The sequence below is a fragment of the Bradyrhizobium sp. USDA 3262 genome (assembly GCF_054060035.1).
Window position 1 is genome coordinate 8,430,645 of sequence record NZ_JBSSCT010000001.1, and the last position, 25,846, is coordinate 8,456,490.

The following is a 25,846-nucleotide window of genomic DNA, read 5'->3' on the forward strand; positions in this document are numbered from 1 at the left end:
CTGTCGCGGCGAGCTTATGCACTCCGCGACAATATTGGAAAAAGCCTTTTGTCCAGAGAGCCTTAGAACACGTCCAAGCCGGTTCGGTCGGTTCGGACGCGTTGGAGGCCACCTTTAATATAGGCCGTATTCCGGTGAGGCAATCCGGCGGAAGCTGTGCCGTGCCGCGCGTGGACGGCAAATCTTGCCGCCGGGCAAAAAGGAGACCCGCCGGGAACCCGCTCCAGCCGATCGGGGAAGCCCGTAACCTTATGAAATAACTCATTATTTATTACCCGCCCTGGTTGGCCCACTCCTTGCTGACAAAACGCCGGAAGTCTCATTTGCGAGGGTTGGCAGTGGTCAGCGTCACGTCGGAAGCATTGGCAGGCCGGTCTTTTCAGGGCGCGACGCAGCGGTCGTCGCGGCCCGATCCCGCTTCGCAGGCGGGGAACGACGGCTTTGCCGCGCTGGTCGACAGCAACACTGCGTCCACAAACGACAGCCGCTACGACTCCGAGCCGGCGCCCTCGCGGCGGTCCGACGATCCGCCCTCGACGACCGACGCGCGCCCCCGCGACACCAGCCCGGGCCCCGACCGGACGTCGCGGGATTCCGGCAGTTCTCGGGACGACAACAAGATCGACAGCGATGGCGACGCGCCGCCCAAGACCAAGTCGAAATCGAAATCGAAATCGAAATCGGACGACTCGAAATCGAGCTCCGATGCAAAATCGACCAGCGACAAGCCGGACGCGACGCAAGCCGCTGCGCAGCAGGATCCCGGCGCGGCAACCGTGAATGCCATGATTGCTCCCGTTGCCGCGACACCGGCGACTGCCCCGACACCGGCGGCCACCGCGCCGTCCGACCAGCCGGCCGCACCGCTCGCGATCGCGGCTGCGGCCATTGCGGCAAGCTCGGCCATCGCCGGCACGGGTGCCGCCGCCGGCACCGGTGCGCCAGCCGGCGCCGACACCGCAACGGCGGCGGCCACCACGGCGAACGCCGACAAGGTCGCCAAGGCGGCCGGCGTCAAGACCGACGCGCAAATCATCACCACCACCGATGCGACGACGGTTCCGGGCGCCGCGACGGCGACCGGCGATGCGGCGCTCGCCGCCACGGTTGCCGCCGGAACGCCCACCACGAAGACGACGACGCAGGCCAAGGCGCAGGTTGCCACGACGGACGCGGCCGCGACGGCCCCTGCCGATCAGGACGGCGCAGCCCAGGGCACCGCGCAGGGCGCGCCGACCAACATCGTCCCCGCAGTCGCGCAACCGACCGCCGTCGCCGGCAAGGCGAAGGCCGCCGCGGACGGCGCGGCCGATGCCATCAAGTCGGATGCCAAGGGCGACGGCAACGCCGCGCCGACAGTCGGCGGCCAGGCGGCTGCGCAGTCCGCGCTCGCGACGCCCGATTCCAGCGCGCAGGCGGCCAATACATTCCAGGCTCAATTGGCGACTACCCAGACGACACCGTCTGCGACCGCGCAATTGACCGTGACCAACGCCGCGCAAAGCGCCGCCGTGCCGCTCAGCGGGCTTGCGATGCAGATCGCCGCCTCCGCCAAGAGCGGCAAGAGTCGCTTCGAGATCAGGCTCGACCCCGCCGAGCTCGGCCGCATCGACGTCCGCATCGATGTCGATCGCAACGGCCAGGTCACCTCGCATCTCACCGTCGAACGCCCGGAAACGCTGTCGATGCTGCGCCAGGACGCCAACCAGCTGCAGCGCGCGCTCGACAATGCCGGCCTCTCGACCGGCAATGGCGGATTGCAGTTCAGCCTGCGCGACCAGTCGCAGTCGGGCCAGAACAACAATGGCCAGTCCAATCCGAACGCCCATCGTTTGATCGTCACTGAGGAGGACAGCGTTCCCGCCGCAGCGGCGGGCCGCTCCTACGGCCGTGCAACCGGCGCCCTCGGCGGCGTCGATATCAGAGTGTAAGGAGTTCACCATGGCAGTCGATGCAACCATGCCGACGCCCGTCGTCTCTGCACCGGGCACCAGCAACGGAACGAACTCTGGAAGCAGCAGCGGCAGCGGCCTGACGACCTCCTCGCAGGGCATCGCCGACAATTTCCAGACCTTCCTGACGCTGCTGACCACGCAGTTGCAGAACCAGAACCCACTCGACCCGCTCGACACCAACCAGTTCACCCAGCAGCTGGTGCAGTTCGCCGGCGTCGAGCAGCAGCTGAAATCCAACGATCAGCTGAAGTCGCTGATCGAGATCGAGAAGAGCGCGCAGTCCACCCAGGCGCTGGTCTATGTCGGCAACACGGTCGCGGTCGACGGCAGCAAGACGCAGTTCGACAAATCCGCGACCTGGAATCTGGTGTCCCCGCAAGCCACCAGCGCCACCATCACGATCACGAGCTCGACCGGCCAGACCGCCTATTCCGGCAATTTCAGCCTGAAGCAGGGCAACGCCAGCTTCGTCTGGGACGGCAAGGGCAACGACGGCACGCAATGGCCGGCCGGCACCTACACGCTGACCGCCACCGGCAAGGATTCCAAGGGCAACCCGATCGCCATCTCGACCGAGGTGCAGGGCGTCGTCGATTCCGTCGACCTGACCGCCTCCCCGCCGCTGCTCTCGATCGGCGGGCAGACCTACACCACCGACAAGATCAAGCGCGTGGTGCGCGGGGCGACTGGCTCGAGCTGAGCACATTACCACGATCCGTAGCTGCGCGTTGAGCGGGCGACCGCGCTCACCACAATCACCAATGTCGTCCCTGCGAAAGCAGGGACCCATACGCCGCAGCGGGTGTTGAGAAGGGGACTCGTCGTCCCAGCATCGTTCAACAATCAGCATTTGTGGTTATGGGTCCCTGCTTTCGCAGGGACGACACCGAATATGTGGTTCGGCCGGTGAGTCAAACATCCGCATTCTCGCGACATGATTTGCCCGAGCTTTGCTGTTCGTTCCGCCTTCTCTGTTGTAGAGGGCGCAGGGAAAGCCGGGTGCCGATCGCGACGGTTCCATGCTATAGCCATGTCAATTGGCTGCTTGCTGTGGGGCTCGACAATGCCGATCAACCGCTTGCTGAAGACGGGCGAATACACGCCGGAGCAAATCGAGCTCTTCAACAGGGCGTTCAGCCTGGCGCTGCATTCGATGGGTCTGGTTGATCGGAACGATCCGCTTTGCGAGATCGTGGCCCGCAAGGTTATCGAGATCGGCAAGACCGGCGCCCTCGACGCGAAGGGGATCGCGCAAGCGGCTGTGGCCAGCATCGGTCTCTGATCGCGGCCGACGCGGTCGATGGCCGCTGACCGAACGGCGCTTGCCCTCTAGATCAGGCGTCCCGGCTGAGCGCGGGCCGCCGCCGTTCCCGGCGGCCCGCCGTCACAGCGGCCTCACTCGACTTCCTGCACGACCGTACGGGTGTCTGGATCGACCAGCATCACGCGCTGGCCGGTATAGACATAGCGATATCTGGTGAGCGACGGGCCCCAATCGGCAGGCACCGCTTCAAGCTCGACCTCGCGCGGCACAGGCGAGCCGACGACGATCCTCTCCCGCGTCTCGACGGGACGGATCTTGTGTTCGGTCACATAGCTGTGGATTCGCGTACGGTACTGCGGCTCGATCTGCACGGTGGCGGCATGTCCGGCACCGGTCGTGCCGACAATCGTGCTCTGGGCGAAAGCGCCCGTCGACGCCAATACGGCGGCAACAGAAATCAGAACCAGCTTTTTCATAACGTCCTCCTCACCGCTCCATGCGGCGTTTCGAGAACCGCGACAGAATGGCAATGTTCCTAATGGAGGAGCCCGATCAATCGCGCCGCCGGCACGCCCCTCGCGCCAAGGCGTTCATCCGGGAATGGTCGTCTTGTTCGGCTGGTCCAGTGTTGGCGCGTCCGGACTTTCGCTCTCCGCATTCAGTTCGACCTCGGCCGCGTGCCGGAATTCCTTGTCCCTGCCGTCGGGCTTTCCGGCCTTCTCCCAGAGCTGCCGCGCGTAGTCCCGGATTTGCTGTTCGGCGGCCATGTCATTCCTCGGGTATCCCGAGCTCCTTGCGAACCGTCACGGCGGAGTCACCGACCTTCTCGACGGCTTTACGCAGCTGTTCGCGCGACACGCCGAGGGCATGCGTCCAGCCTCTCACCTGACGCAGATCGTGCACGTTGATCTTCGATCGATCGAACTGCTCTTTCCTGGTCAGGCGTTTCGTCACCGGACTTCTCGCGTCAGCCGTTCGGCCCGAGCTTCGGCCGTTGCTGGCGATCCAATCTTCCGGAGGGTTGTTTGTTCCTTTCCCGGATGAGTGGGCTGTCACCTCTCGGAGGAACATTATTCGCGAGCGATACTTCAGTCGTGAGAGATGAACAAAGGTGAGCCATGACAAGCATTGCAGACAGGATCGGCGGACGGGTCAAGCAGCTCATCGCCGAGATCATCAACGATGGCAGGCTTGCCGAGGAAGGCGCGCAGCAGATCAAGAAGGCCGAGAACGCGCCGCCGGCGAAGCCGTTCGGCAATTTGGACAAGCTGACCTAGATGCCCAGATACTTCTTCCATCTCGCGGGCGACATCCCCGCACATGACGTCCTCGGTCACGACTGTGCCGACGACAAGGACGCCAGGGATCACGGCAGCTTCATCGCGCACCGGATCGGGACTGAAAGGCCGGAGATGGTTCGCGACGGCAACTTCATTTCGGTTCGCGATGAGGGCGACAGCGAACTCTTCCGCATCCCCCTGGCTTCGACGAACGTCTGACGGTGAACGGTCGTTCTCAGCTCGGCCCGCCGCATGGCGCTCTCAAGGACGCGGCCAGGACAGACACGCCGCGCCGTTCAATAGGAACAAACGCCGCCGAGCGTGGTTCGGACCTGCACCAGGGTTTGAAAACACCATTTGCACAAATGAAACGCCGCAATCGCTTCAAGCAAACCACGACGCTCGCATACCGCCTCATTCAGCTGGAAGAGGCGGCCCGCATGAGGGCCTCGCACCTGCCTCCCGGCACCGAGCGGGAACGACTTCTCAAGAAGGCCCGCGAGGCCGAGCGCGCCGTCCAGATCGAAGAATGGCTCGCCACTCCGGGAGCAGAGCCGCCGCCGTAGCGCTTCGATTCACATAAGTTGGTTCGATTCACATAAGCTAATGCGCGCATTGCCCCGAGAGGCGATCGAGGCTGGAGTCTCGACCCACCGTCGGGTTCTGACCTAACCAGACTTGCAGCCGGCGCCAACCCACCCTGCCCTCCGCTCCGGAGCGGTCCCCCCAGGCAACATCTCGCGCCCATGCCGATCAGGGCGGCGTGGCTCAGTGGGAGCCCTTTCGCGCGAGCCGGACACCGCGTGGCGAATCGCCGAAACGGGTTCGGAACAGACGGTTGAAATACGAAACATCCGAGAAGCCGACCTCGAGCGCGATATCGGAAATTCGCCGACGGCCGGCATCGGACTCGGTGAGCAATTTGAGCGCCCGCTGGAGCCGCAATTCATTCATGCGCTCGGTGAATGATGGTCCCGATGACGCCATCAGGCGCTGCAGATAGCGCGACGAGATGCCCTGGCGACGTGCAACCGCCTGAACGCTGAGCCCGGGCTCCTGAAAGTGAGCGGCAATGTAGTCGAGCACTGCACTGTGCCGCGCGGCGACGACGGCGCTCGCGCTGCTCTCGCCCAGTGCAGGACACTCGCCGATTGCGAGCGCGACGAGATCGTGGATATGGGTCACGACCGTATCGCGAAGCTTCGGTGCGCTCAGCGCTCGCGTTCTAAGCACCGATTTCAGATATGAGGTGAACAATCGGAATGCTTCTGTCCGGTGCGAAATCGGCCGCATGGCCAGGCCTTCGACGTCGGTCACGCGCTGCGCAAGCGCCTCGCGCGGCACGGCCAGACCGAATTGCGACCCGTCGATATAGGTGACGCTGACGGGCTCGGAGTGCAGAATTGCGATCGCATCGCCGGCGCGAACGTCGGCTTCCCGGCCACGCTGCGATAGCTGACTTTTGCCCGGAGAGCAGAAAATCACGCCGATGGAGTCATCGCCATCGGCAAGGTTCGCTTGCAAGCGCTTGAAGCGCATCGACGTGCCTTTCAGCGCCAGCATGCGCAAACCTTGGACCGCCCGCAGCGACGCATCGGCCTGGAAGGCAATGTCCGATAGCGGCTCGATATCGGCGTGCACGACGCAGCGGCCAAAGTGCTCGCGCCATACCGGGATACGAATGCGTTCCGGAAGGTCGCGCGTCGAAAATCGATACGATGCGAAATTGGCTGCGTCCGTCGGCATGGGGACCTCCAGCCTTCACAAAACACCCGAATGAAATGCTGCGGCACACCACAGTCAGTATCTGCATTTTGCGATTCACGCACCGGCCTTCGTATGACCGGTGCGCATCAGTCCAAGAAGCCACGTTACCGGTCTGCTAGTGTCATCCGCCTGTGATTGATGCTGATGTGAACTGGTTCACTTGGTGATCAGAATATTACGTGTATAATGCTTATGAAAATCGCGGCGAAATTTCTCCTTTAAGAAGACGCGGTCGCGATTGCTCTATTTATAATTGCTGCCATCGGATTCATTTCAAAAATTCCGGGCAGCGTGCAAGCGCAAATCAGTGTCATGCCCCTGTACGCGGTTTCCTGGCTAAGACGCCACGCGCAGGCCATTCAGTAGAACGACTGACATCGATTTTGGTTGCGTCGGACTGCCTGCGGCACTGTCGGTTATCGCCGCCGGTTGAAATGGTCGAAATCTGTCACGTGGGAAAGTCAACCTAAGTGATCAAGAAGGCGTTCGATCATGTCCACCATATTCGACATGCTTTATCATGAGTACTGTCGTGCCCGCCTCGCCGAAATGCGAAAGCAGCATTTGTTGCCGGCCATCGGCGAAACCGTGCAGGCTCCGTCGGAGGAAAGCGATCCTCCCGGCCCCCGTGATTGCGGTTGGCCGGCGGAAGCGCCGCCAACCCTCGGGTAACTGGAGCGCACCATCATACAGGTTGGCCGGAGGCTAGTCCGGCACGCGCACGCCTCGGAGCATCCGAGCCTCTCACGGGCCTATGTCCGATGGGGCCGCGCGGGCACGCCGGACAGATCGACAGATGCTAGATCGAACCCGCAGCTCGAAGCGATTGCTCGGCGAGACTCCGCCGGAGTTCAGATCGACCGGCCGCGACCCGCGCATCGATGTCTGTCGCGGGATCGCGTTATGGTGGATCTTTCTCGATCACATTCCAGACAACGTCGGAAGCTGGCTGACCCTGCGCAACTACGGCTTCTGCGATGCCGCCGAAATATTCATGTTCATCTCGGGCGTCACCTGCGCACTGGCCTACGGCAGGGCGCGTCAGCGCGACGGCTGGCGCGGCATGATCGGCCGTTCGCTGCGGCGGGGATGGGATATCTATGCCGCCTTCCTGTTGCTGACGCTCGCCTGCGCGATCCTCGTCTACCTCGCGGGCAGCGATCGTCTCGCCGACGATAGCAATACGCGGGTCCTGTTCGAACGCCCGGGCGCAGCGCTTGCGCACGCCGCAGTCCTGCAATTCCACCCCGTCAATACCGACGTCCTGCCGGTCTTTGTGATCTGTCACGTGTTGTTCGCACCGCTGCTGTGGCTGCTGCTGCGAGCACCCAACCTGGCGCTTGGCCTTTCGCTATTGCTTTATGCTTTGGTGCACGTCTTCGGCTGGAACATTCCGGCCTGGCCCGAAGGCGTCTGGTTCTTCAACCCGCTGGCCTGGCAGCTTCCGGTCGTGCTGGGCGCATGGTACGTCATCGAGGGAAGGACCATCCAGGGATGGGTGACGTCGCGCCCCGTGCTTGTTCTGTCCGCGCTCTATCTTGTGTTCGGCCTGGTCGTTGCGCTCGGCCACGGCATCAAGCCGCCGCTGCTGCCGCAGGCTCTGACCGATCTGCTGTTTCCAATGGACAAGTCAAATTTGAGCCCGTTGCGGCTGCTGCATTTTCTGGCGCTTGCAATCCTGGCGTCATGGCTGGTTCCCGCGGGCTGGCGAGGGCTGTCGACGCCGATGCTGCGCAGCGCGAGGCGTTGTGGCGAGAACTCGCTGCCGATCTATTGTCTCGGCGTCCTGCTGGCGCTCGCCAGCCAATGTGATCTGTTCGACATCTCGAACCGGCTCTCGATGCAGATCGGACTCAGTCTTGCCGGTGTCCTTGTGATGGTCGTGGTCGCGACGCTGCTGAACACGCTCAGCACCAAGCGCGCGCGGCAGCCCAACGTCGATGCCGTCATGCAGGAATTGATCCCGCGCGTGGGCGATCGGGGCATTCTCGACGGTCGTGGCGCGCATATCCTCTAGGCCGCGTCGGCTGGCCTGGCGCCAAGCGGCCCCGGGAGCGTATTACGGTCCCCCGGGCCGTTCATCATCGTGTGCGGGACAAAGCCGATGCTCTCCCACGCACGGTCAACGCCCACACTCAGCTCGACTGCCGCGCGGCGTCGAGGATCAGCCGCGCGATCGCGTCCGGCTGCGAGATCAGCGCGAGATGGCTGGCCTTCACCTCGATCGTGGTGGCACCCATCCGCTTGGCCATGAAGCGCTCGAGATCCGGATTGATGGTGCGGTCCTCGGTCGAGACGGCGTAGTAGCTCGGCTTGCTGCGCCAGGCCGCATGGCTGGTCTTGCCGGCCAGCAGCTGCTTGTGGAACGGCTGCTGCACGGCATAGAGCACCTTCGCCTTCGCCTCCGGCAGGTCGCCGGCGAAATCGCGCAGGAACGCTTGTTCGCTCAGCCGGCCCTCATCGCCGTCAAACACGATGCCGGCGCTCGCTGGCGGCGTCGGATAGGTCTTGGCCAGCGCGGTGTAATCCTCGTCCGCATCGGGTGCGCGCGCCGCGACATAGACCAGCGCCGAGACATTCGGATGCACGCCGGCCTCGGTGACGATCATGCCGGAGAAGGAATGGCCGACCAGCACGGTCGGACCATCCTGGCGATCGAGCACCCGCTGCGCGGAGGCAACCGCTTCGGACAGCGTGGTCAGCGGATTTTGCACCGACGTCACGTTGAGCCCGGCCGCCTGCAAGCGCGGAATGACCTCGGACCAGCAGGAGCCGTCGGCGAACAGGCCGTGCACCAGCACGACGTTGCGCGCCTTGACCGGCGGCGTGGTGGCGGCCATGCCGCGCGTGGACACCAGTGAAGCCGCGGCTCCAGCGAGCAAGGCGGTCGAGAAGGCGCGTCTGTTCATCATCATGTTACTGCTCCGTTGTCTGTATGGTGAGTTGAAAATCAGAGAAGCGCGTCCACCTGCGGTGAACGGACAATCTCTCCTACGCGCGCAAAGGCCTCGTGGTTACGCTCGATGCTGTCGTGATCGTAAAGATAGTTGACCATGATGCCGAAAGATTCCGCCATCGCACGATCGGCCGTGTTGCCGAGCCAGTTGATCCGCTCCAATCGGGCACCGTTGCCGAGATGGAAGCGCGCCACCGGATCGATGCGATTCCCGGACGCCGGCGAGCGCGTGAGATATTGCGCGCACAGCCGCATCAAGACCGGACGCCAGGTCTCGCAGGTCGCCACGTCGTGCCACCAGCCTTCGCGGTCCAGCTCGCGCAGCATCGCGACCTCATTGCCGCCGGCTTGCGGCTGCTGGCTGAGCCAGCGCCGGAAGCCCGGTATCGGCGACAGCGTGGAGAAGCGCTTCAGCTGCGGGAATTCCGTTTGCAGCTCCTCGACCACCTGCTTGATCAGGAAGTTGCCGAACGACACGCCGCGCAACCCGTCCTGACAGTTGGAGATCGAATAGAAGATCGCGGTGTCGGCATGCGCGGCCCTGAGGCCTGCGCTGTCTTGATCCGCATCCTGCACCAGCAGCGGCGGCACGGCGGTGGCCAATCCCTGCACCAGCGCGACCTCGACGAAGATCAGCGGCTCGCCGGGCAGCGCGGGATGGAAGAAGGCAAAGCAGCGGCGGTCGGGCGCAAGGCGGCGGCGCAGATCGTCCCAGCCCTCGATCTCGTGCACCGCCTCATAGGCGATCAGCTTCTCGAGCACGGCGGCCGGCGACTGCCGGTCGATGCGGCGAAGCTCGAGGAAGCCGCGGTTGAACCATGAGACGAACAGATGCTTGAGGTCGGCATCGAGCAGCTTCAGCTCCGGTTCGGAGCCAAGACGGCTGGCGATCTCGCTGCGCATCGCAATCAGGCTCGCGGTGCCGCCGGGCGCCATGTTCATCCGCCGCAACACCTCCTGCCGCGGCGGATCGGCGGCGTCGGCCAAAGCGGCTGCGGCCGCCGCGGTGCCGTCGGCAAGATAACGCTTCGCCGCATCCTGCAGCGCCGCCGCGTCGGGCTGAAACGCGCTTGCCAGATAGCGTTGAAAGCCGTGCCGGCCGTCGGCATCGAGCGCGCGCATGGTCTGCTGCAATTGGCGCGCGATCAGGGCGCCCGACGCTTCGCCGCGCTCGGACAACAGCGCCGCGGCGAGCTGCCTCGCTTGGTCGAGCGAGGCCGGTGGGCTGCTCGGGATGTGCTCGGCGTGGGTCATGGAAGCCTCCTTCTAGCGGCGGAATTTGACGGGCGGCGCGTAGAGGCCGCCCGATGCGGTGACGAGGTCGTCGATCGATTTCGCGGCGAGCCAGTCGCGCGTCGCCGTCGCGACGTCGAGGCCGAGATCGGACGGCAGCATCACGATGCCGCGGCGGCGCAGGCCGTCGGTCGTCCCGGCGTCCTGCCGCCGGCCGAACTCGGTGTCGCCGGCGACCGCGCGCAAGGCGGCCTCGCGCTCCTGCGGCGAGCGGCAACGCAACAGGTTGCAGACGCCGCGCTCGGTGATCACGTGGGTGACGTCGTCGCCATGGATCATGACGGGCGGCAGCGCGAAGCCGGCCGAGGCCGCGAGGTCGAACGCGTCAAGGCGCTCGACGAAGCTCGGCGCGCCGTTCGGTTGACGGGTCTGGACCATCTGCACCACCAGCTTGCGGCCGCGCAGGCGCTCGCCTGCTTCCTCGCCGGCGCGCAGCCAGGCAACGCTGTCGTGGCGCCGGCCGCGCGGATCGGCGCCCATGTTCGGCGCACCGCCGAAGCCGGTGATGCGGCCCTTGGTGGCGGTCGAGCTGTTGCCCTCCGGATCGATCTGCAAGGTGCCACCGACGAACAGATCGCAGGCATATTGTCCGGCGACCTGCGCCAGCGCGCGGTTGGAGCGCAGATTGCCGTCGGCGCCGACCGGAAACACATCGGGACGGCTGGCGACATAGCGCTCCATGCCGAGCTCCGAGCCGAAGCAATAGACGTTGTCGACGAAGCCGGCTTCGATGGCGGGGATCAGCGTCGGATGCGGGTTGAGTACGAAATTCCGCGCGACCTTGCCCTTCAGCCCGCGCTTGGCGGCAAAGGTCGGCAGGATCAGCTCGATCGCCGCGGTGGCATAGCCGATGCCGTGATTGAGCCGTGTCACCTGATAAGGTTCGTACACCGCCGAGATCGCCATCATCGCCATCAGGACGTTCTCGTCCCTGACCTTGGCGGGATCGCGCGTGAACAGCGGATCGATCGCATACGGCTTCGGACCGGGCACCACGACATCGACCCAGTCGCCGGGGATGTCGACGCGCGGCAGGCGATCGACGATTTCGTTGACCTGCGCCACGACGACGCCACCGCGGAACGCCGCGGCCTCGGCGATGGTCGGCGTGTCCTCGGTGTTCGGACCGGTGTACAGATTGCCGTCGCGATCGGCCTTGTCGGCAACGATGAGCGCAACCTGCGGCGTCAGGTCCACCAGCATCCGCGCGTAAAGCTCGAGATAGGTATGGATCGCGCCGATCCGCAGCGCCTTGGCGGCGACGAGCTCGGCGAGGCGGCGGCTCTGCGGGCCGGCAAAGGCGAAGTCCAGGCGGTTGGCGATGCCGCGTTCGAACACCGCGAGATGATCGGAAAGCGCGAGCACCGACTGCACCATGTGCAGATCATGCACCCGCGCCGGGTCCACCCCGGCGAGGCACGCGGCGAGGAAATCCGCCTGCTTCTGGTTGTCGCCCTCGAGCGCCACCCGGTCGCCGGATGCGATGACCGCCTCGAGCAGCTCGATCGCGCGGTCGGGCGGACAGATCTTTCCGTTTGTGCCGCAGACAGCTCGCGCGCGCGCCAGGCGCGCCGTGCGATCGGTTCGTTGTGTCGTCTCCGACATGATGGCCTCCTTGCTTGATCAACTGAAGCGAGGGTAGGCGGCCGGCATTGATAACAGAAACGATATTCTATAATATGATTGATTACGAACATGGATTAATCGATGCTCGACCTCGAACTCTTGCGGGCCTTCGTCGCGGTCGCCGATTGCGGCGGCTTCCACCGCGCCGCCGAGCAACTGCATCTGACCCAGTCGACCATCAGCCAGCAGATCAAGCGGCTCGAGCTCGAGACCCGGCGGCCGCTGTTCCGGCGCACGACGCGCAGTGTCGCATTGACCGACGAAGGCGAGATGCTGCTCGGGGATGCGCGGCGTTTGCTGCAGCTCGAGGAGGCGGCGCGGCAGCGGCTGGTGGCGCCGCGGCTGTCCGGCTCGGTCCGTCTCGGCGTGGTCGAGGAAGTCGCCAGCGGCTCATTGCCGTCGGCGCTGGGCCGCTTCGCCGCGCTGCATCGCGGGGTCAAGCTCGAGGTGCAGATCGGCGTCAGCGCCGAACTGATCGAGCAGCTCAATGCGGGCCGGCTCGATCTGGTGTTCGCCAAGCGGCCGCTCGGAACGTCGAAAGGCCGCCTGGTGTGGCGCGAGCCGCTGGTGTGGACCGCGGCGGAAACGTTCGATCTCGTTCCCGGCGCGCCGCTGCCGCTGGCGCTGTACCGCGAACGCTCGGTGTCGCGCGACGCCGCACTCTCCGCGCTGCGCGACGGTGAGCTCGGCTGGGAGATCGTCTATACCAGCCCGAGCCTGACCGGCGTCCGCGCCGCCGCCGTCGCGGGACTTGCCGTCACCCCGCTGCCGCTCAGCGCGGTCACCACCGGCCTGCGCATTCTCGGAATTGGCGACGGTCTGCCGCCGCTTCCCGATCTGGAATTCGCCATCTACGAGAAAAGACGGCCTGACAAGGCCGCGGAAGCTCTCGCCGATGCCTTGCTGACGCTGGCGCGCGGTCCCCTGCGCCCCACGATCTGAGCGCGCCGAACCGCGAACTGCGCCGCGCGCCGGTCTGCCTGCCGGCGGGCAGCCCCCCTGTTCCCGGCCGTTCCAACGAGATTCGTATTGAACGCTTGGGCTTAGGCAAATTTTAAACCGGGAGGCGTAGCTTACCCCTTGCGAGTTCAGTGGTTGAGAGTTTGTGAGTACGCCATGACAGAACCCCATCGCCCGAGGGTGAAATACGTCATCGGGCCTGACGGCAGCCCGTTAACGATTGCGGATTTGCCGGCCCCCGGTACCAAACGGTGGGTCATCCGCCGCAAGGCCGAAGTCGTCGCTGCGGTTCGCGGCGGCCTGCTCTCCCTCGAGGAGGCCTGCAGCCGCTACACATTGACCGTCGATGAATTCCTTTCCTGGCAGTTCTCGATCGACCAGCACGGTCTGGCCGGGCTGCGCACCACCCGCATCCAGCAATATCGGCAGTAATTCGGCGCCGATCCTGTGGCATTTGACGAAAACCGGCCTCGCCCTGCGAAGCCGGTTTTTTTCATGTCCGCGATTTTGCCGCGGTCCTTAACCTTCGTTAACCATATGGAAACCATACCCTAGGCAATATTTGCCCAGTCGGACCCGAGCGGGCCGAATCCCTGGGGGCCGTTGGTGCAAAGTCTGGTTGCTTTCCTGAGAGGTCTTGGTGCGGCCCGCCTCGCGGCCATGGTTGCGGTCACCGCGGCCCTGATCGGCTTCTTCGCTTTCGTCATCATGCGCGTCACGACGCCACAGATGACCACCCTCTTCACCGACCTGTCGACCGAGGATTCCTCTGGAATCATCAAGGAGCTGGAGCGCCAGGCGATCCCGTTCGAGCTGCGCAATGACGGCGCTGCGATCATGGTGCCGAAGGACAAGGTGACGCGGCTCAGGATGAAGCTCGCCGAGGGCGGCATGCCCAAGGGCGGCGGCGTCGGCTACGAGATCTTCGACAAGTCGGATGCCTTGGGCACCACGAGCTTCGTCCAGAACATCAATCATCTGCGGGCGCTGGAGGGCGAACTCGCCCGCACCATCCGTGCCATCGACCGCGTCCAGGCCGCGCGCGTCCACCTCGTGCTGCCGGAGAAGCCGCTGTTCTCGCGCGAGACGCCCGAACCATCCGCCTCGATTGTGCTCAGGGTGCGCGGCGCGCTGGAGCCGCAGCAGATCCGGGCGATCCGCCACGTCGTCGCCTCCGCGGTCAACGGGCTGAAGCCGCAGCGGGTCTCGATCGTCGACGAAGCCGGCCAACTGCTGGCCGACGGCGCCCAGTCCGATGCCGACGCCGCGGTTGGCGACGAGCGCCGCGCCGCCTTCGAAAAGCGGATGCGCAAGCAGGTCGAGGACATCGTCTCCTCGGTGGTCGGCGCCGGCCGCGCCCGCGTCCAGCTCTCCGCCGACTTCGACTACAACAAGATCACCCAGACCTCGGACAAGTTCGACCCCGAGGGTCGCGTGCTGCGCTCGACCCAGACCCGCGAGGAAAGTAGCCTCACCGCCGACAATTCCGGCCAGGTCACCGTCGCCAACGAGCTGCCGGGCAGCCAGAACCAGGACAATGCCGCCCGCGCCCGCGACCAGAGCAAGAAGAGCGAAGAAACCAACAATTACGAGATTTCCCGCACCACCAAGACCGAGGTGACCGAGGCCGGCCGCGTCAACCGCATCTCGGTCGCAGTGCTGGTCGACGGCAGCTACTCCAAGAACGAAAAGGGCGAGCTGGTCTATCAGGACCGCACCAAGGAGCAGCTCGACCGCATCGCCGCTTTGGTCCGCTCCGCGATCGGCTTCGACCAGAAGCGCGGCGACCAGGTCGAGGTCGTCAACCTGCGCTTCGCCGAGCCGCCCGCCGCGCAGCCGATCGCCGAGCCGACCGGTCTGCTCGGCATGCTGCAATTCACCAAGGATGACGTGATGTACGTCATCGAGCTCGGCGTCATGATGATGCTGGGCCTCGTCGTGCTGTTCATGGTGGTCCGTCCGCTGGTCAAGCGCATCGTCGCGGCCGACGTCATTCCGGCGCTGACCGGCGCGGGCATGCCCGCGCTGGCGGAAGCCCATGCCGAGAGCGCCGCAACGCCCGGTCAGGCGCTGATCCCGAGCGGCAGCGGCGCGGCGCAATTGATCGACGTCGCCCAGATCCAGGGCCAGGTCCATGCCCAGGCCGTGCACCGGGTCGGCGAGCTCGCCGAACGCAATCCGAACGAAACCGTCTCCATCGTCCGTCAATGGCTGAGCGAGCCGGTAGAGAACTGACATGGCCGCCGTACCCCAGACCACCAACGCCAACGACATCGCCACCGTCCTCTCGACGCTGGCGAACCGGCAAAGCGCCCGGCCCAAGAGCAAGCCGCTGCCCGGCCCGAAGCGGGCGGCGATCCTGATGCTCGCGCTCGGCGAGCAGTATGGCGGCAAGATCTGGTCGATGCTCGACGACGAGGAAGTCCGCGAGCTGTCGGTCCACATGTCGACCCTCGGTACCGTCGAGGCCGACGTGGTCGAGGACCTGATGCTGGAATTCGTCTCGCGGATGTCGGCCTCCGGCGCGCTGATGGGCAATTTCGACGCCACCGAGCGGCTGCTGCAGCAATACCTGCCGGCCGAGCGCGTCTCCGGCATCATGGACGAGATCCGCGGCCCGGCCGGCCGCAACATGTGGGAGAAGCTCTCCAACGTGCAGGAAGAGGTGCTCGCCAACTACCTCAAGAACGAATACCCGCAGACCATCGCCGTGGTGCTGTCGAAGCTGAAGCCGGAGCACGCCGCGCGCGTGCTCGCGATCCTGCCCGAGGACATCGCGCTCGACGTGGTCGGCCGCATGCTGCGGATGGAGGCGGTGCAGAAGGAAGTCATCGAGCGCGTCGAGCAGACACTGCGCACCGAATTCATGTCGAACCTGTCGCAGACCCGCCGCCGCGACGCCCATGAGGTGATGGCCGAGATCTTCAACAATTTCGACCGCCAGACCGAGACCCGCTTCATCACCTCGCTGGAAGAGGAAAACCGCGAATCCGCCGAGCGCATCAAGGCGCTGATGTTCACCTTCGACGATTTGATCAAGCTCGATACCGCCTCGGCCCAGACGCTGATGCGCAACATCGACAAGGACAAGCTCGGCGTCGCGCTGAAGAGCGCCAACGAGGAGGTGCGAAGCTTCTTCCTCGGCAACATGTCCTCGCGTGCCGGCAAGATGCTGATGGACGACATGGCCGCGATGGGCCCGGTGCGGCTGCGCGACGTCGACGAGGCACAGGCGCTTCTGGTCAACCTCGCCAAGGACCTCGCCGCCCGCGGCGAGATCACGCTGACCAAGAACCGCGCCGACGACGAGCTGGTGTATTGATGGCCGCGCCCGCAAAATTCCTGTTCGACACGGATTTCTCGGCGCCGGACCGGGCGCGCGAACGCGCGCCGACGCCGGCCGAGGTCGCACAGAAGGTCGCCGACGCCGAGGCACGGGCCTATCGCGCCGGCTATGAAGCCGCGCTGCGCGAGGCCAAGGTCGAGAGCGACCGCCGCGGCGCGCAGGCGCTGGAGGAGATCGGCACCGCGATCAAGGGCATCGCGGCGCGCTTCGCCGGCATCGAGACCCGGATGGAGACCGAGGCCGTGGACGTCGCGGTGGCGGTCGCCCGCAAGCTCTGCACCGAGCTGATCGCGCGCGAGCCGCTCGGCGAGATCACCGCGCTGGTCTCCGACTGCTTCTCGCATCTGGTGGCGACGCCGCATCTCGTGGTCCGCATCAATGACGCGCTCTACGAGGCGGCGCACGACAATATCGAGCGGATGGCGGCGCATTCCGGCTTTCAGGGCCGGCTGGTGATCCTGGCCGAGCCGACTATTGCGACCGGCGACTGCCGGATCGAATGGGCCGATGGCGGCGTCGTACTGGAACGCGCCGCGATCGAAGGCAAGATCAACGAACTCGTCGGGCGCTATCTGGCGTCCCGCGGCCAGGCCGGCTGAAGGCGATTGAGGGCTGAACCATGAGCGACACCGACACCCAAGTCCCGCTTCCCGATCTCAACTCCGCCGAGGCGCCCGGGATCGACGACATCGGCTACAACGAGGATGAGCATGCCGCGCGCATCGCGGCCGATCTGGAGGCCGTGTTCGACGTGCCGGTGCAGGTCTCGGCGGTGCTCGGCCGCTCCAAGATGGACGTCGGCGACCTCCTGAAACTCGGACCGGGCACCGTGCTCGAACTCGACCGCCGCGTCGGCGAGGCGATCGACATCTACGTCAACAACCGCCTGGTGGCGCGTGGCGAAGTGGTGCTGGTGGAAGACAAGCTCGGCGTGACCATGACCGAAATCATCAAGGCAGAACGCTCTTAATAACTCAGGCGGTAGCGCGCGGGACCTGCGCGACCAGACGAACAGGAGATCATCATGCGGCTTCTCATCGTTGGCACCCTGAAGGGCCAGCTCACGACCGCGACCAAGATCGCGATGGACAACGGCGCCTCCGTGACCCACGCCGAGGCCGCCGAACAGGCGATGAACGTGCTGCGCGGCGGCAAGGGCGCCGACCTTCTGCTGGTCGACGTCGGTCTCGACATCCGCGACCTCGTGATGCGGCTCGACGCCGAGCACATCCACGTGCCGATCGTCGCCTGCGGCATCTCCAACGACGCCCGCGCCGCGGTCGCCGCGATCCATGCCGGCGCCAAGGAATACATCCCGCTGCCGCCGGATCCCGAGCTGATCGCAGCGGTGCTGGCCGCGGTCGCCAACGACGCGCGCGATTTGATCTACCGCGACGAGGCGATGGGCCGGGTGATCAAGCTGGCGCAGCAGATCGCAGGCTCGGACGCCTCCGTCATGATCACCGGCGAGTCCGGCACCGGCAAGGAAGTGCTGGCGCGCTACGTCCATTCCCGCTCGGCCCGCGCCAAGCGGCCGTTCATCTCGATCAACTGCGCCGCGATCCCCGAGCACCTCTTGGAATCCGAGCTGTTCGGCCATGAGAAGGGCGCCTTCACCGGCGCGGTGGCGCGCCGCATCGGCAAGTTCGAGGAAGCAACCGGCGGCACGCTGCTGCTCGACGAAATCTCCGAGATGGACGTGCGGCTGCAGTCCAAGCTGCTGCGCGCGATCCAGGAACGCGTGATCGATCGCGTCGGCGGCACCAGGCCGGTCCCGGTCGACATCCGCATCATCGCGACCTCGAACCGCAACCTCTCGGAGGCGGTGCGCGAAGGCACCTTCCGCGAGGACCTGCTGTTCCGCCTCAACGTCGTCAACCTGAAGATTCCGCCGCTGCGCGACCGCCCGGCCGACATCCTCGAGCTGGCGCAGCATTTCGCCAGGAAATATGCCGAGGCCAACGGCATGCCGGTGCGTCCGATCTCGACTGATGCCCGCCGCGTCCTGACCGCGAACCGCTGGCAGGGCAACGTCCGCGAGCTCGAGAACACCATCCATCGCTCGGTCCTGATGGCGCAGGGCGACGAGATCGGCGCTGAGGCGATCCTGACCCCCGACGGCGACCGGCTCGACCTCGCCAAGACCGCGCCCGCTGTCGCGCACGCGACGCTTGCCGCCGAGCAGGTCACCCGCGCGCTGGTCGGCCGCACCGTCGCCGACGTCGAGCGCGACCTGATCCTGGAAACGCTGAAGCACTGCCTCGGCAACCGCACCCATGCCGCCAACATCCTCGGCATCTCGATCCGCACGCTGCGCAACAAGCTGAACGAATATGCCGACGGCGGCATCCCGATCACCCCGGCGGGCAATGGCGCGCCCGACTATCAGCGCATGGCGAACGCCGGCTGAGGACCGCGAGCGGCAGGGTGCTCCTGCCGCGACTAAAGGCAATTGCGCCTGCGAGTGCTCACCATTGAGCCCGGCAGGCATATCGGCATGCACAGCCACAAGGACCGACCATCGGTTGTTTATTTCCTGCAGGGCGCGGACACAGTTACCCGCGATGATGGCAGTTCGCAGACCTTCCACCCGGGGGACACGACCGGTGAGCCCGGGACCACGTTGCATTGGCATAAGAATGATGGAAAGGACGACATCGTCCTTGTCACCGCCGACATCGTCAAGGCGGAGCCATCCAAATAGGGCGCCGCAAACAGTTAGAAGCTTCCGTTCTTGATCGCGATGCTCCGTGCTTGCGCAGCTGACCGAGTTTTGCTGCGTATTCTCAATTTCGGCGAGGTCCCCTTATGGAAGATGGCAAGCGGCGTCTGCTTTGGCGCGGGATGTTCCTTTTTCTGCTTGGCTTGCTGACCGGCTTCGTTGAAGCGAGCTTTCAAAACCAACGCATGGGACTTGCGGCACATCTTGAAAGTGTCATGAACGGCACGTTTGTTATTGCGCTGGGCGCCATATGGTCCGAAGTGAAATTGCAGACGCGCCAGAAAGCGATAACTTATTGGACAGTGCTGTACGGCACGTATGGCAATCGGGCCTTCACGACCCTGGCGGCGATCTTTGGGACGGCCGCGCTCTCGCCGATTACCGCTGCCGGTCACAGCGGTCGGCCATGGCGAGAAGCGCTTGTGACGCTTGGGTTCATCTCTGTCGGGCTGACCATTGTATTGGCTTCAGTCACGGTGCTGTGGGGACTGCGAAGGTCTGCGGTAAGTGAGGCCGGCCTATAGTCGACGGTCGAGGACGGCTTAGTCCGGTTTTGGCCCGAATCCGACGAACTCGAAGACTTATCTCAGGGTCGTCTGACAGGGATAAACCGGACCTCGACCGCGCCGGCCGCCAATTCCGTGTCTGCCCCTCCGAAAAAGGGGTAAAGTGCCCCAGGGTCACATCCGAGGAGCAACAACATGACCCTACAAATCGCCGAGGTAATTCCCACCAGGTTCGACCGGCGTGTCTTCGCGATCATGGGCAACACGATGCCACCCCGAGATCCTGATGACGACGAAGAGGGCGAAGAGCAAGACGACGAAGAGAACCGAACCGACGAACCGCCGGTCGTGCGCGAGCCGGACGAAGACTGAGCAGGATGCTTATGATTGTCGTAGCCTGAGCTTCGGAGAACGTGATCCCCAGCCTACGTGCAGCGCGCTGGCGCGTCCGGCGGCTTTCAAGGTCGTTCTAATTCCGAGAGCAGCGGGCAGACGTTGAACGGACCGCGGTTCCCGGCGGAGCAACCTGTTGGCGTTCACTGGTGCAGGAGGAGAGCATGACCCTCATATGGCTTGGTGTGCTCCTTGTTTTCGGCGGCGTGCTCCAGATGGCGTATCAGCCAATCTGGCGAGGCCGATTCAGCGGTGGAAGGTGGCTTCGCTCGGGGCGTGACACGCTGGAACCTGAAAGACCGGGTAGCGGTTTCGGCATCAAATCGAATTGGCCTGGACTTGTGATGGTCGCGCTCGGCGGCGCTTTCTTGCTAGCAGGAGCTGCCGTCTGAGTTGGACGAATGTCTCAGGCGATGCCCGTTATCTGGCCCGGCCATGTGCTAGAGCCATGTCTGCGACCTCCGGCGACGTCCGCTATTCCGCTGCTATGGGCGGGCAAGCGGACATCAGTCGTCCCCTTACCCTACCGATTTATGAGTACATGGCCTGCCGCGCCTCACGAATAGCTTGGGGCGTCGGGCTTGCGAAAGATCCGGATCGGATCGCCGGGCGTGACGTCGCGACCGGTGAACGTCACATAGGCATAGAGCGCGAGATAGGCGACGGCGATCGCACCGACGAGATAGAACAACCAGGTTCCCACGCGCTTCATCGAACGGTCACCTCTCCGAAACATCCGCGCCATTTAATGCGCCGATTGGGAAAGCGCCACGGCCAACATGCCGCGCCGGCTTCGGCGCCGTTCATCCCTTGAATCTTGCGGCAGGTTGCCTTATTCAATCTCTTATTGCGTTTTCATTTTTAGACAACTGGAGAGTGATATGGCTCTTTATGCGCAGACCAGCGGCACCCTGTCCACGACCTCCGCGACTTTAACGCCGATGCAAGGCCTCAGCCTGACGATTCCGGAGGGCGTCGGCACCACCGCGATCATCACCCTTAACGTTCCGAATCCCTACGCCACGGGCAACGATATTCCGGGCGGCGTGTTCGGCGTCACCGTCAACGGCACGGTCTCGCCGGTCGTCGCAAGCTTCACCTATAACGAGACCCCGTCGAGCTTTGGCCGTATCCCGACCACGCTCGTCGTTGGCATTCCGCTGGCCAATGCAGCTCAAACCGTCCAGGCTGTATGGGCTGGCGTCCGCGGCAGCAATGTGATCATCGACAGCCCGGCATCGCTGAGCGCAGTTTTCTAAAGTCCGATCCGGATAAGCACGGCGCGCTAGCGCGGCCCTCGCACATGAACATGACGCGACGGCAGGCTGACCTCAGCCAGCCGTGCGGCGTCTTCCTCATGGTCGATCGCGACATACTCGCCGTGCCAATACGCCAGCGCGGCGGTACGCTCCGACGCGATCACGTCGAGCACGCGGCCGATGACGATCACGTGCGAATGCCGTTCGATGGTCTCCTCGACCTCGCAATCAACCGCGGCGAGCGCGCCGACCAGCAGCGGGACGCCTGACGCGCGCGTCGTCCACTCGGCCCCGGTGAAGCGGTCCGCGCCCTTCAGGCCGCCCTTGCCGGTGAAGCGCTCGGCGATGTCACGCTGATCCGCGGCCAGGATGTTGACGCCGAACACGCCATGGCGCGCGATCAGCGGCCATGACGAGGCCGCGCGGTTGATGCTGACGATCAGGGACGGCGGCTCGACCGAGAGCGACGACACCGAGGTCACCGTCATTCCCGAAATATCCTTAGCCCGACCGGCCGTGATCACGCTGACGCCGCCGGTGAGGTGACGCATCGCGCCGCGGAATTCGGCGGCCGCAACCGCGGGCTCGATCGAAACATTGCGGACGATGGAATTCATGGCGACCTCACAGACTGTCTTCGCTGCCCTCGAGCAGATGCTTCAGAATCTCGCCCTCCAGCGCGGCGAGTTCGGCCGACCCGCGCCGGCGCGGCCGCGGCAGGTCGATCGTGACATCCTCGGCGATGCGGCCGTCCTCGATGACCAGCACGCGGTCGGCGAGCGCGACCGCCTCGGCGACGTCATGCGTCACCAGGATCGCGGTGAAGCCCTGGTCGCGCCAGACCCGCTCCAGCAATTGCTGCATCGATATCCGGGTCAGCGCGTCGAGTGCGCCGAGCGGTTCGTCGAACGCCAGCGCGCGCGGCTGGCTGACCAGCGCCCGCGCCAGCGCCACGCGCTGCTTCTGACCGCCCGAGAGGACCGACGGCCACTGGGTGCGCTTGTCGCCGAGGCCGACCTCGACCAGCGCGCGCTCGGCGCGCGCCTGTGCATCAGCAGACGAGCGCTCACGCCCCAGCCCGACCTCGACATTGGACAGCACGCGCGCCCAGGGCAGCAGCCGCGGCTCCTGGAACATGACGCGGACATCCTGCGCTCGGGGCTGTTCGCCGAACGCGATGCTTCCCGCCGTCGGCGCGTCGAGGCCGGCGATCAGGCGCAGCAGCGTGCTCTTGCCGCAGCCGCTGCGGCCGACGATCGCGACGAACTGGCCGGCCGGTATGTGCAGGTCGATGCCGCGCAGCACCTCATTGTCGCCGAACGCCTTGCGCAGGCCGCGGATGGTCAGCGACAGGCCGCGGGCCGCGCCTTCCGGCACGCGCCGCAACTGCCGCGCCTTCACGACGATCTCGGTGCGGTCGACCGGCTCGGCTTCAGCGGTCTCGAAACGAAGCGCTTCTTGCATTCTCATTCTCACTTCCTCTGGAAGGCGGGATGCCACGACAGGGTCAGCCGCTCCAGCGCCCGCGAGGCGCTGTCGGCGAGCTTGCCGAGCAGGGCGTAGATCACGATCGAGAGCACGACGACGTCGATCAGCATGAACTCGCGCGCCTGCATCGCCATGTAGCCGAGGCCCGACGAGGCCGCGATGGTCTCGGCGACGATCAAGGTCAGCCACATGATGCCGAGCGCGAAGCGCAGGCCGACGAAGATCGAGGGCAGCGCGCCGGGGAAGATCACCCGACGGAACAGCTCGCCGTCGGTCATGCCATAGATGCGGCCCATCTCGATCAGCTGCGGATCGACGGTCCGGATGCCGTGCAGCGTGTTGAGATAGATCGGGAAGAACACGCCGAGCGCGACAAGGAACAATTTGGCCGACTCGTCGATGCCGAACCACAGGATGACGAGCGGGATCAGCGCCAGATGTGGAATGTTGCGCACCATCTGCAAGGTGGTGTCGGTGAGCTTTGCCGACAGCTGCGACAACCCGTTGGCGAGGCCGAACGCAAAGCCGATGCCGCCGCCGATCAAGAAGCCGATCGAGGCGCGCCAGAAGCTGACCCAGATGTTGCGGACCAATTCGCCGGACAGCAGCAGCTTCCATCCCGCCACCGCGACGTCAGTTGGCGCCGGCAACACCCGCGAGGGCACGTAGCCGGTGACGCAGGCAAGCTGCCACACCAGCACGATCGCCAGCGGCACGATCCACGGAATCAGGCCGTCGACTTTGGGGAGTTTGGGCGCACTGGAGCTGTTTCCGTTCCGATGGGATCGGAACGGAGCTCCAGATTTTTGTTTTGACGCGTTTTCTTCACGCGAACCGGTATCCACTTCGCTCGAAAACGCTTTGCGGCGCGGAAGACTGTCGATCAAGCTCATGATTGCGATGCCTGCTTCTGCGGACGGTAGTCGTTGCCGATGGTCTCACCGAACGGCCCGGTGTTGACGCGGATCGGCGTCACGTTGCCGCCCTGCGCCAGCGACAACAGCGGGAACACCAATTCGGCGAAGCGATAGGCTTCCTCGAGGTGCGGGTAACCCGACATGATGAAGGTATCGACGCCGATCTCCTGATACTCCTTGATCCGCGCGGCGACGGTCTCGGGATCGCCGACCAGCGCGGTGCCGGCCCCGCCGCGCACCAGGCCGACGCCGGCCCACAGGTTCGGGCTGATCTCGAGCTTGTCGCGGCGGCCGCCATGCAGTTGCGCCATACGCTGCTGGCCGACCGAATCCATCCGGGCAAAGATCTTTTGCGCGGCGGCCACCGTGTCGTCGGTGACGTACTGGATCAGCTCGTCGGCGGCGCGCCACGCTTCCGCATTGGTCTCGCGCACGATCACATGCAGGCGGATGCCGAACGAGAGCTTGCGCCCCCGCTGCGCCGCCACCGCCTTCACCTTGGCGATCTTCTCGGCGACCTGCGCCGGCGGCTCGCCCCAGGTCAGATATTTGTCGACGGTGTCGACCGCGACGTCGATGCCGGCATCCGAGGAGCCGCCGAAATACAGCGGCGGCCGCGGCGACTGCACCGGATTGAACAGCAGGCGGCCATCCTCGATCCGGATGTGCTTGCCTTCGACATTGACGGTCTTGCCTGCCAGCAGATCGCTGTAGACGGTGAGGAACTCGCGGGTCACCGCGTAGCGCTCGTCGTGATCGAGGAAGATGCCGTCGCCCTTGTTCTCGATCGGATCGCCGCCGGTGACGACGTTGATCAGCAGGCGGCCGTTCGACAGCCGGTCCAGCGTCGCGGTCATGCGTGCGGCGACGCTCGGCGACTGCAGGCCGGGCCTCACCGCCACGAGATAGCGCAGGCGTTCGGTCCAGGGCGCGACGGCCGAGGCCACCACCCAGGAATCCTCGCAGCTCCGCCCGGTCGGCAGTAGCACGCCGTAATAGCCGAGCTGATCCGCGGCCTGCGCGATCTGGCGCAGATAGTTGAAGTTCACCTCGCGGCCGCCGATCGACGTGCCGAGATAGCGGCTGTCGCCGTGGGTCGGCAGGAACCAGAGGATGTTGGCGTTGGTTGGGGTGCTCACGTGCCCGGCCTCCATGCGACGTCGGAAATCTTGATTTGTTTCGGGATCAGGCCGAGCGCGAAGAACGTGTCGGCGACCTGCTGCTGATCCGCGACCACCGCATCGGTGACCGGCTTGATGCCGTAGGCCTGCCGCTTCAGCGCGACCTCGACCACCGGCACCGACAGGCCGATGCTCGGCGCCAGCTGCTCGGCAACGGCATGGATATCGCCCTTGGCCCAGTCGTCGACCTCGCTCAGCTGCGCCAGCACGAGCTCGACGATTTTCGGATCGGCCTGCAGGAATTTCTTCGAGGCGAAGTAGAACTGATAGTTCGCGACGATGCCGGTGCCGTCGGCGACGGTGCGGGCGCCGGTCGCAGCCTCCGCCGCGGCCTGGAACGGATCCCAGATCACCCAGGCATCGACCGCGCCGCGCTCGAACGCCGCGCGTGCATCGGCCGGCGCCAGGAACACCGGCTCGATCTCGGAATATTTGACGCCGGTCTTCTCCAGCGCCTTCACCAGGAGATAGTGGACGTTGGAGCCCTTGTTCAGCGCGACCTTCTTGCCCTTCAGGTCAGCGACCGACTTGATGGCGCTGTCCTTCGGCACCAGGATCGCCTCGCCCTTCGGCGCCGGCGGCTCGTAGGCGACATATTGGATCGGCGCGCCGGCGGCCTGCGCGAAGATCGGCGGCGCCTCGCCGGTGTTGCCGAAATCGATCGCGCCAACATTGAGCGCTTCGAGCAGCGGCGGCCCGGACGAAAACTCGGTCCAGACCACCTTGGTGCCGACCGCCTTCAGCTTTTCCTCGAGCGAGCCCTTGCTCTTGAGCAGCACCAGCTTGCCGTATTTCTGGTAACCGATGCGGACGACCTTCTCCTGGCCGTAGGAGGCGCCGACGGTTGCGGCGACGATGCTGAGCGACAGCACCGCACGGGCGATCCAGCGTCGGAATAAACGCGTCATGGGAGTATCCTCTGCATTGAAATGA

Annotated in this window: 33 protein-coding genes; 19 read left to right on the plus strand and 14 right to left on the minus strand. The window is 65.0% G+C overall.

All coding sequences use genetic code 11. From position 1 onward, the window contains the following. The first annotated feature begins 338 nt into the window (after positions 1 to 338). From ACVWYP_RS39850 to ACVWYP_RS39860, 3 genes are all read left to right on the plus strand, one after another. A complete protein-coding gene (locus ACVWYP_RS39850; protein ID WP_304497106.1) occupies positions 339 to 1,931 on the plus strand; it encodes a flagellar hook-length control protein FliK in 1,593 nt (530 codons plus the stop codon). Between the two features lie 10 nt (positions 1,932 to 1,941). Beyond that, positions 1,942 to 2,655 carry a flagellar hook assembly protein FlgD gene (locus tag ACVWYP_RS39855; protein WP_069276532.1) on the plus strand — a complete coding sequence of 238 codons (714 nt, stop codon included), beginning with the start codon at positions 1,942 to 1,944 and terminating at the stop codon, positions 2,653 to 2,655. Between the two features lie 363 nt (positions 2,656 to 3,018). Beyond that, positions 3,019 to 3,237, plus strand: a complete 219-nt coding sequence (locus ACVWYP_RS39860) for a hypothetical protein (protein WP_051448078.1) — start codon at positions 3,019 to 3,021, stop codon at positions 3,235 to 3,237. Between the two features lie 113 nt (positions 3,238 to 3,350). Here ACVWYP_RS39860 and ACVWYP_RS39865 read toward each other — a convergent pair whose 3' ends face one another. The 4 genes from ACVWYP_RS39865 to ACVWYP_RS39880 form a co-directional block, all read right to left on the minus strand. Further along, complete coding sequence (locus ACVWYP_RS39865) at positions 3,351 to 3,548, minus strand: DUF1236 domain-containing protein (RefSeq protein ID WP_369525399.1); 198 nt, start codon at positions 3,546 to 3,548, stop codon at positions 3,351 to 3,353. Further along, positions 3,466 to 3,660, minus strand: a complete 195-nt coding sequence (locus ACVWYP_RS39870; RefSeq protein WP_369525400.1) for a 2Fe-2S iron-sulfur cluster-binding protein — start codon at positions 3,658 to 3,660, stop codon at positions 3,466 to 3,468. The genes ACVWYP_RS39865 and ACVWYP_RS39870 overlap by 83 nt, the downstream gene beginning before the upstream one ends. Before the next feature lie 149 nt (positions 3,661 to 3,809). Beyond that, entirely contained in the window at positions 3,810 to 3,986 is a 177-nt protein-coding gene (locus ACVWYP_RS39875; protein WP_304497107.1) for a DUF2934 domain-containing protein, read from the minus strand. Position 3,987: 1 nt separating this feature from the next. Then, on the minus strand, positions 3,988 to 4,173 hold the full coding sequence (locus ACVWYP_RS39880) for a DUF3606 domain-containing protein (protein ID WP_304497108.1): 186 nt from the start codon (positions 4,171 to 4,173) through the stop codon (positions 3,988 to 3,990). 164 nt (positions 4,174 to 4,337) lie between these two features. Between ACVWYP_RS39880 and ACVWYP_RS39885 the strand changes: the two genes are divergently transcribed. From ACVWYP_RS39885 to ACVWYP_RS39895, 3 genes are read left to right on the plus strand one after another with little or no spacing between them, the layout of a single operon-like run. After that, positions 4,338 to 4,496 carry a hypothetical protein gene (locus ACVWYP_RS39885; RefSeq protein WP_196238219.1) on the plus strand — a complete coding sequence of 53 codons (159 nt, stop codon included), beginning with the start codon at positions 4,338 to 4,340 and terminating at the stop codon, positions 4,494 to 4,496. Next, a complete protein-coding gene (locus ACVWYP_RS39890) occupies positions 4,497 to 4,718 on the plus strand; it encodes a DUF6894 family protein (protein WP_304497109.1) in 222 nt (73 codons plus the stop codon). Between the two features lie 2 nt (positions 4,719 to 4,720). Further along, a complete protein-coding gene (locus tag ACVWYP_RS39895; RefSeq protein ID WP_369525541.1) occupies positions 4,721 to 5,065 on the plus strand; it encodes a hypothetical protein in 345 nt (114 codons plus the stop codon). A gap of 202 nt (positions 5,066 to 5,267) precedes the next feature. Here the strand turns inward: ACVWYP_RS39895 and ACVWYP_RS39900 are convergent, their stop codons facing one another. Then, complete coding sequence (locus ACVWYP_RS39900; protein WP_453945869.1) at positions 5,268 to 6,245, minus strand: helix-turn-helix domain-containing protein; 978 nt, start codon at positions 6,243 to 6,245, stop codon at positions 5,268 to 5,270. A 513-nt stretch (positions 6,246 to 6,758) separates the two neighbouring features. On the opposite strand from ACVWYP_RS39900, the gene ACVWYP_RS39905 reads away from it, so the two are divergent. After that, a complete protein-coding gene (locus ACVWYP_RS39905) occupies positions 6,759 to 6,938 on the plus strand; it encodes a hypothetical protein (RefSeq protein ID WP_304497111.1) in 180 nt (59 codons plus the stop codon). 124 nt (positions 6,939 to 7,062) lie between these two features. After that, on the plus strand, positions 7,063 to 8,283 hold the full coding sequence (locus ACVWYP_RS39910; protein WP_304497112.1) for an OpgC domain-containing protein: 1,221 nt from the start codon (positions 7,063 to 7,065) through the stop codon (positions 8,281 to 8,283). Between the two features lie 118 nt (positions 8,284 to 8,401). On the opposite strand, the gene ACVWYP_RS39915 is transcribed toward ACVWYP_RS39910, so the two are convergent. Genes ACVWYP_RS39915 through mdcA form a run of 3 tightly spaced genes read right to left on the minus strand, consistent with a single transcriptional unit; the run spans position 8,402 to position 12,120 of the window. Further along, entirely contained in the window at positions 8,402 to 9,181 is a 780-nt protein-coding gene (locus ACVWYP_RS39915) for an alpha/beta fold hydrolase (RefSeq protein WP_028343473.1), read from the minus strand. Positions 9,182 to 9,216: 35 nt separating this feature from the next. Next, positions 9,217 to 10,476, minus strand: coding sequence for a malonyl-CoA decarboxylase (locus tag ACVWYP_RS39920; RefSeq protein WP_304497113.1), 1,260 nt, complete (start codon positions 10,474 to 10,476; stop codon positions 9,217 to 9,219). A gap of 12 nt (positions 10,477 to 10,488) precedes the next feature. After that, on the minus strand, positions 10,489 to 12,120 hold the full coding sequence (gene mdcA / locus ACVWYP_RS39925; RefSeq protein WP_304497114.1) for a malonate decarboxylase subunit alpha: 1,632 nt from the start codon (positions 12,118 to 12,120) through the stop codon (positions 10,489 to 10,491). 102 nt (positions 12,121 to 12,222) lie between these two features. Between mdcA and ACVWYP_RS39930 the strand changes: the two genes are divergently transcribed. The 10 genes from ACVWYP_RS39930 to ACVWYP_RS39975 all read left to right on the plus strand — a co-directional run bounded on the left by ACVWYP_RS39930 (position 12,223) and on the right by ACVWYP_RS39975 (position 20,047). Continuing rightward, on the plus strand, positions 12,223 to 13,083 hold the full coding sequence (locus ACVWYP_RS39930) for a LysR substrate-binding domain-containing protein (protein WP_304497115.1): 861 nt from the start codon (positions 12,223 to 12,225) through the stop codon (positions 13,081 to 13,083). 174 nt (positions 13,084 to 13,257) lie between these two features. After that, positions 13,258 to 13,533 carry a CtrA inhibitor SciP gene (sciP, locus tag ACVWYP_RS39935; RefSeq protein ID WP_002714638.1) on the plus strand — a complete coding sequence of 92 codons (276 nt, stop codon included), beginning with the start codon at positions 13,258 to 13,260 and terminating at the stop codon, positions 13,531 to 13,533. A 174-nt stretch (positions 13,534 to 13,707) separates the two neighbouring features. Further along, a complete protein-coding gene (gene fliF, locus ACVWYP_RS39940; RefSeq protein ID WP_168857544.1) occupies positions 13,708 to 15,336 on the plus strand; it encodes a flagellar basal-body MS-ring/collar protein FliF in 1,629 nt (542 codons plus the stop codon). Position 15,337: 1 nt separating this feature from the next. Beyond that, positions 15,338 to 16,423: a flagellar motor switch protein FliG gene (fliG, locus tag ACVWYP_RS39945; RefSeq protein ID WP_304497116.1), complete on the plus strand. Its 1,086-nt coding sequence runs from the start codon at positions 15,338 to 15,340 to the stop codon at positions 16,421 to 16,423. Beyond that, positions 16,423 to 17,046, plus strand: a complete 624-nt coding sequence (locus ACVWYP_RS39950) for a FliH/SctL family protein (RefSeq protein WP_304497117.1) — start codon at positions 16,423 to 16,425, stop codon at positions 17,044 to 17,046. Before fliG ends, ACVWYP_RS39950 begins: the two co-directional genes overlap by 1 nt. 20 nt (positions 17,047 to 17,066) lie before the next feature. Beyond that, on the plus strand, positions 17,067 to 17,417 hold the full coding sequence (fliN, locus tag ACVWYP_RS39955; RefSeq protein ID WP_016844340.1) for a flagellar motor switch protein FliN: 351 nt from the start codon (positions 17,067 to 17,069) through the stop codon (positions 17,415 to 17,417). Positions 17,418 to 17,471: 54 nt separating this feature from the next. Further along, entirely contained in the window at positions 17,472 to 18,857 is a 1,386-nt protein-coding gene (gene flbD, locus ACVWYP_RS39960) for a sigma-54-dependent transcriptional regulator FlbD (protein WP_304497118.1), read from the plus strand. Positions 18,858 to 18,911: 54 nt separating this feature from the next. Beyond that, the gene (locus ACVWYP_RS39965; protein WP_304497119.1) at positions 18,912 to 19,151 is read left to right on the plus strand and encodes a cupin domain-containing protein; all 240 of its coding nucleotides are present in this window, start codon (positions 18,912 to 18,914) and stop codon (positions 19,149 to 19,151) included. Positions 19,152 to 19,255: 104 nt separating this feature from the next. Beyond that, the gene (locus ACVWYP_RS39970; protein ID WP_028343479.1) at positions 19,256 to 19,693 is read left to right on the plus strand and encodes a hypothetical protein; all 438 of its coding nucleotides are present in this window, start codon (positions 19,256 to 19,258) and stop codon (positions 19,691 to 19,693) included. 177 nt (positions 19,694 to 19,870) lie between these two features. Then, the gene (locus ACVWYP_RS39975) at positions 19,871 to 20,047 is read left to right on the plus strand and encodes a hypothetical protein (RefSeq protein ID WP_304497120.1); all 177 of its coding nucleotides are present in this window, start codon (positions 19,871 to 19,873) and stop codon (positions 20,045 to 20,047) included. A 577-nt stretch (positions 20,048 to 20,624) separates the two neighbouring features. Here the strand turns inward: ACVWYP_RS39975 and ACVWYP_RS39980 are convergent. After that, entirely contained in the window at positions 20,625 to 20,780 is a 156-nt protein-coding gene (locus tag ACVWYP_RS39980; protein WP_304497121.1) for a hypothetical protein, read from the minus strand. Positions 20,781 to 21,030: 250 nt separating this feature from the next. On the opposite strand from ACVWYP_RS39980, the gene ACVWYP_RS39985 reads away from it, so the two are divergent. Continuing rightward, positions 21,031 to 21,327 (plus strand): hypothetical protein, encoded by a 297-nt coding sequence (locus ACVWYP_RS39985; protein ID WP_420915549.1) that lies wholly within the window; start codon positions 21,031 to 21,033, stop codon positions 21,325 to 21,327. A gap of 26 nt (positions 21,328 to 21,353) precedes the next feature. Here the strand turns inward: ACVWYP_RS39985 and ACVWYP_RS39990 are convergent, their stop codons facing one another. From ACVWYP_RS39990 to ACVWYP_RS40010, 5 genes are all read right to left on the minus strand, one after another. Further along, complete coding sequence (locus ACVWYP_RS39990; RefSeq protein WP_028343480.1) at positions 21,354 to 21,944, minus strand: flavin reductase family protein; 591 nt, start codon at positions 21,942 to 21,944, stop codon at positions 21,354 to 21,356. Between the two features lie 7 nt (positions 21,945 to 21,951). Then, positions 21,952 to 22,791, minus strand: coding sequence for an ATP-binding cassette domain-containing protein (locus ACVWYP_RS39995; protein WP_028343481.1), 840 nt, complete (start codon positions 22,789 to 22,791; stop codon positions 21,952 to 21,954). Between the two features lie 8 nt (positions 22,792 to 22,799). After that, positions 22,800 to 23,546: an ABC transporter permease subunit gene (locus tag ACVWYP_RS40000; RefSeq protein WP_304500396.1), complete on the minus strand. Its 747-nt coding sequence runs from the start codon at positions 23,544 to 23,546 to the stop codon at positions 22,800 to 22,802. Between the two features lie 158 nt (positions 23,547 to 23,704). Then, a complete protein-coding gene (gene ssuD / locus ACVWYP_RS40005) occupies positions 23,705 to 24,886 on the minus strand; it encodes an FMNH2-dependent alkanesulfonate monooxygenase (protein ID WP_304497122.1) in 1,182 nt (393 codons plus the stop codon). Next, a complete protein-coding gene (locus tag ACVWYP_RS40010) occupies positions 24,868 to 25,821 on the minus strand; it encodes a sulfonate ABC transporter substrate-binding protein (RefSeq protein ID WP_304497123.1) in 954 nt (317 codons plus the stop codon). Before ACVWYP_RS40010 ends, ssuD begins: the two co-directional genes overlap by 19 nt. Positions 25,822 to 25,846 lie beyond the last annotated feature (25 nt).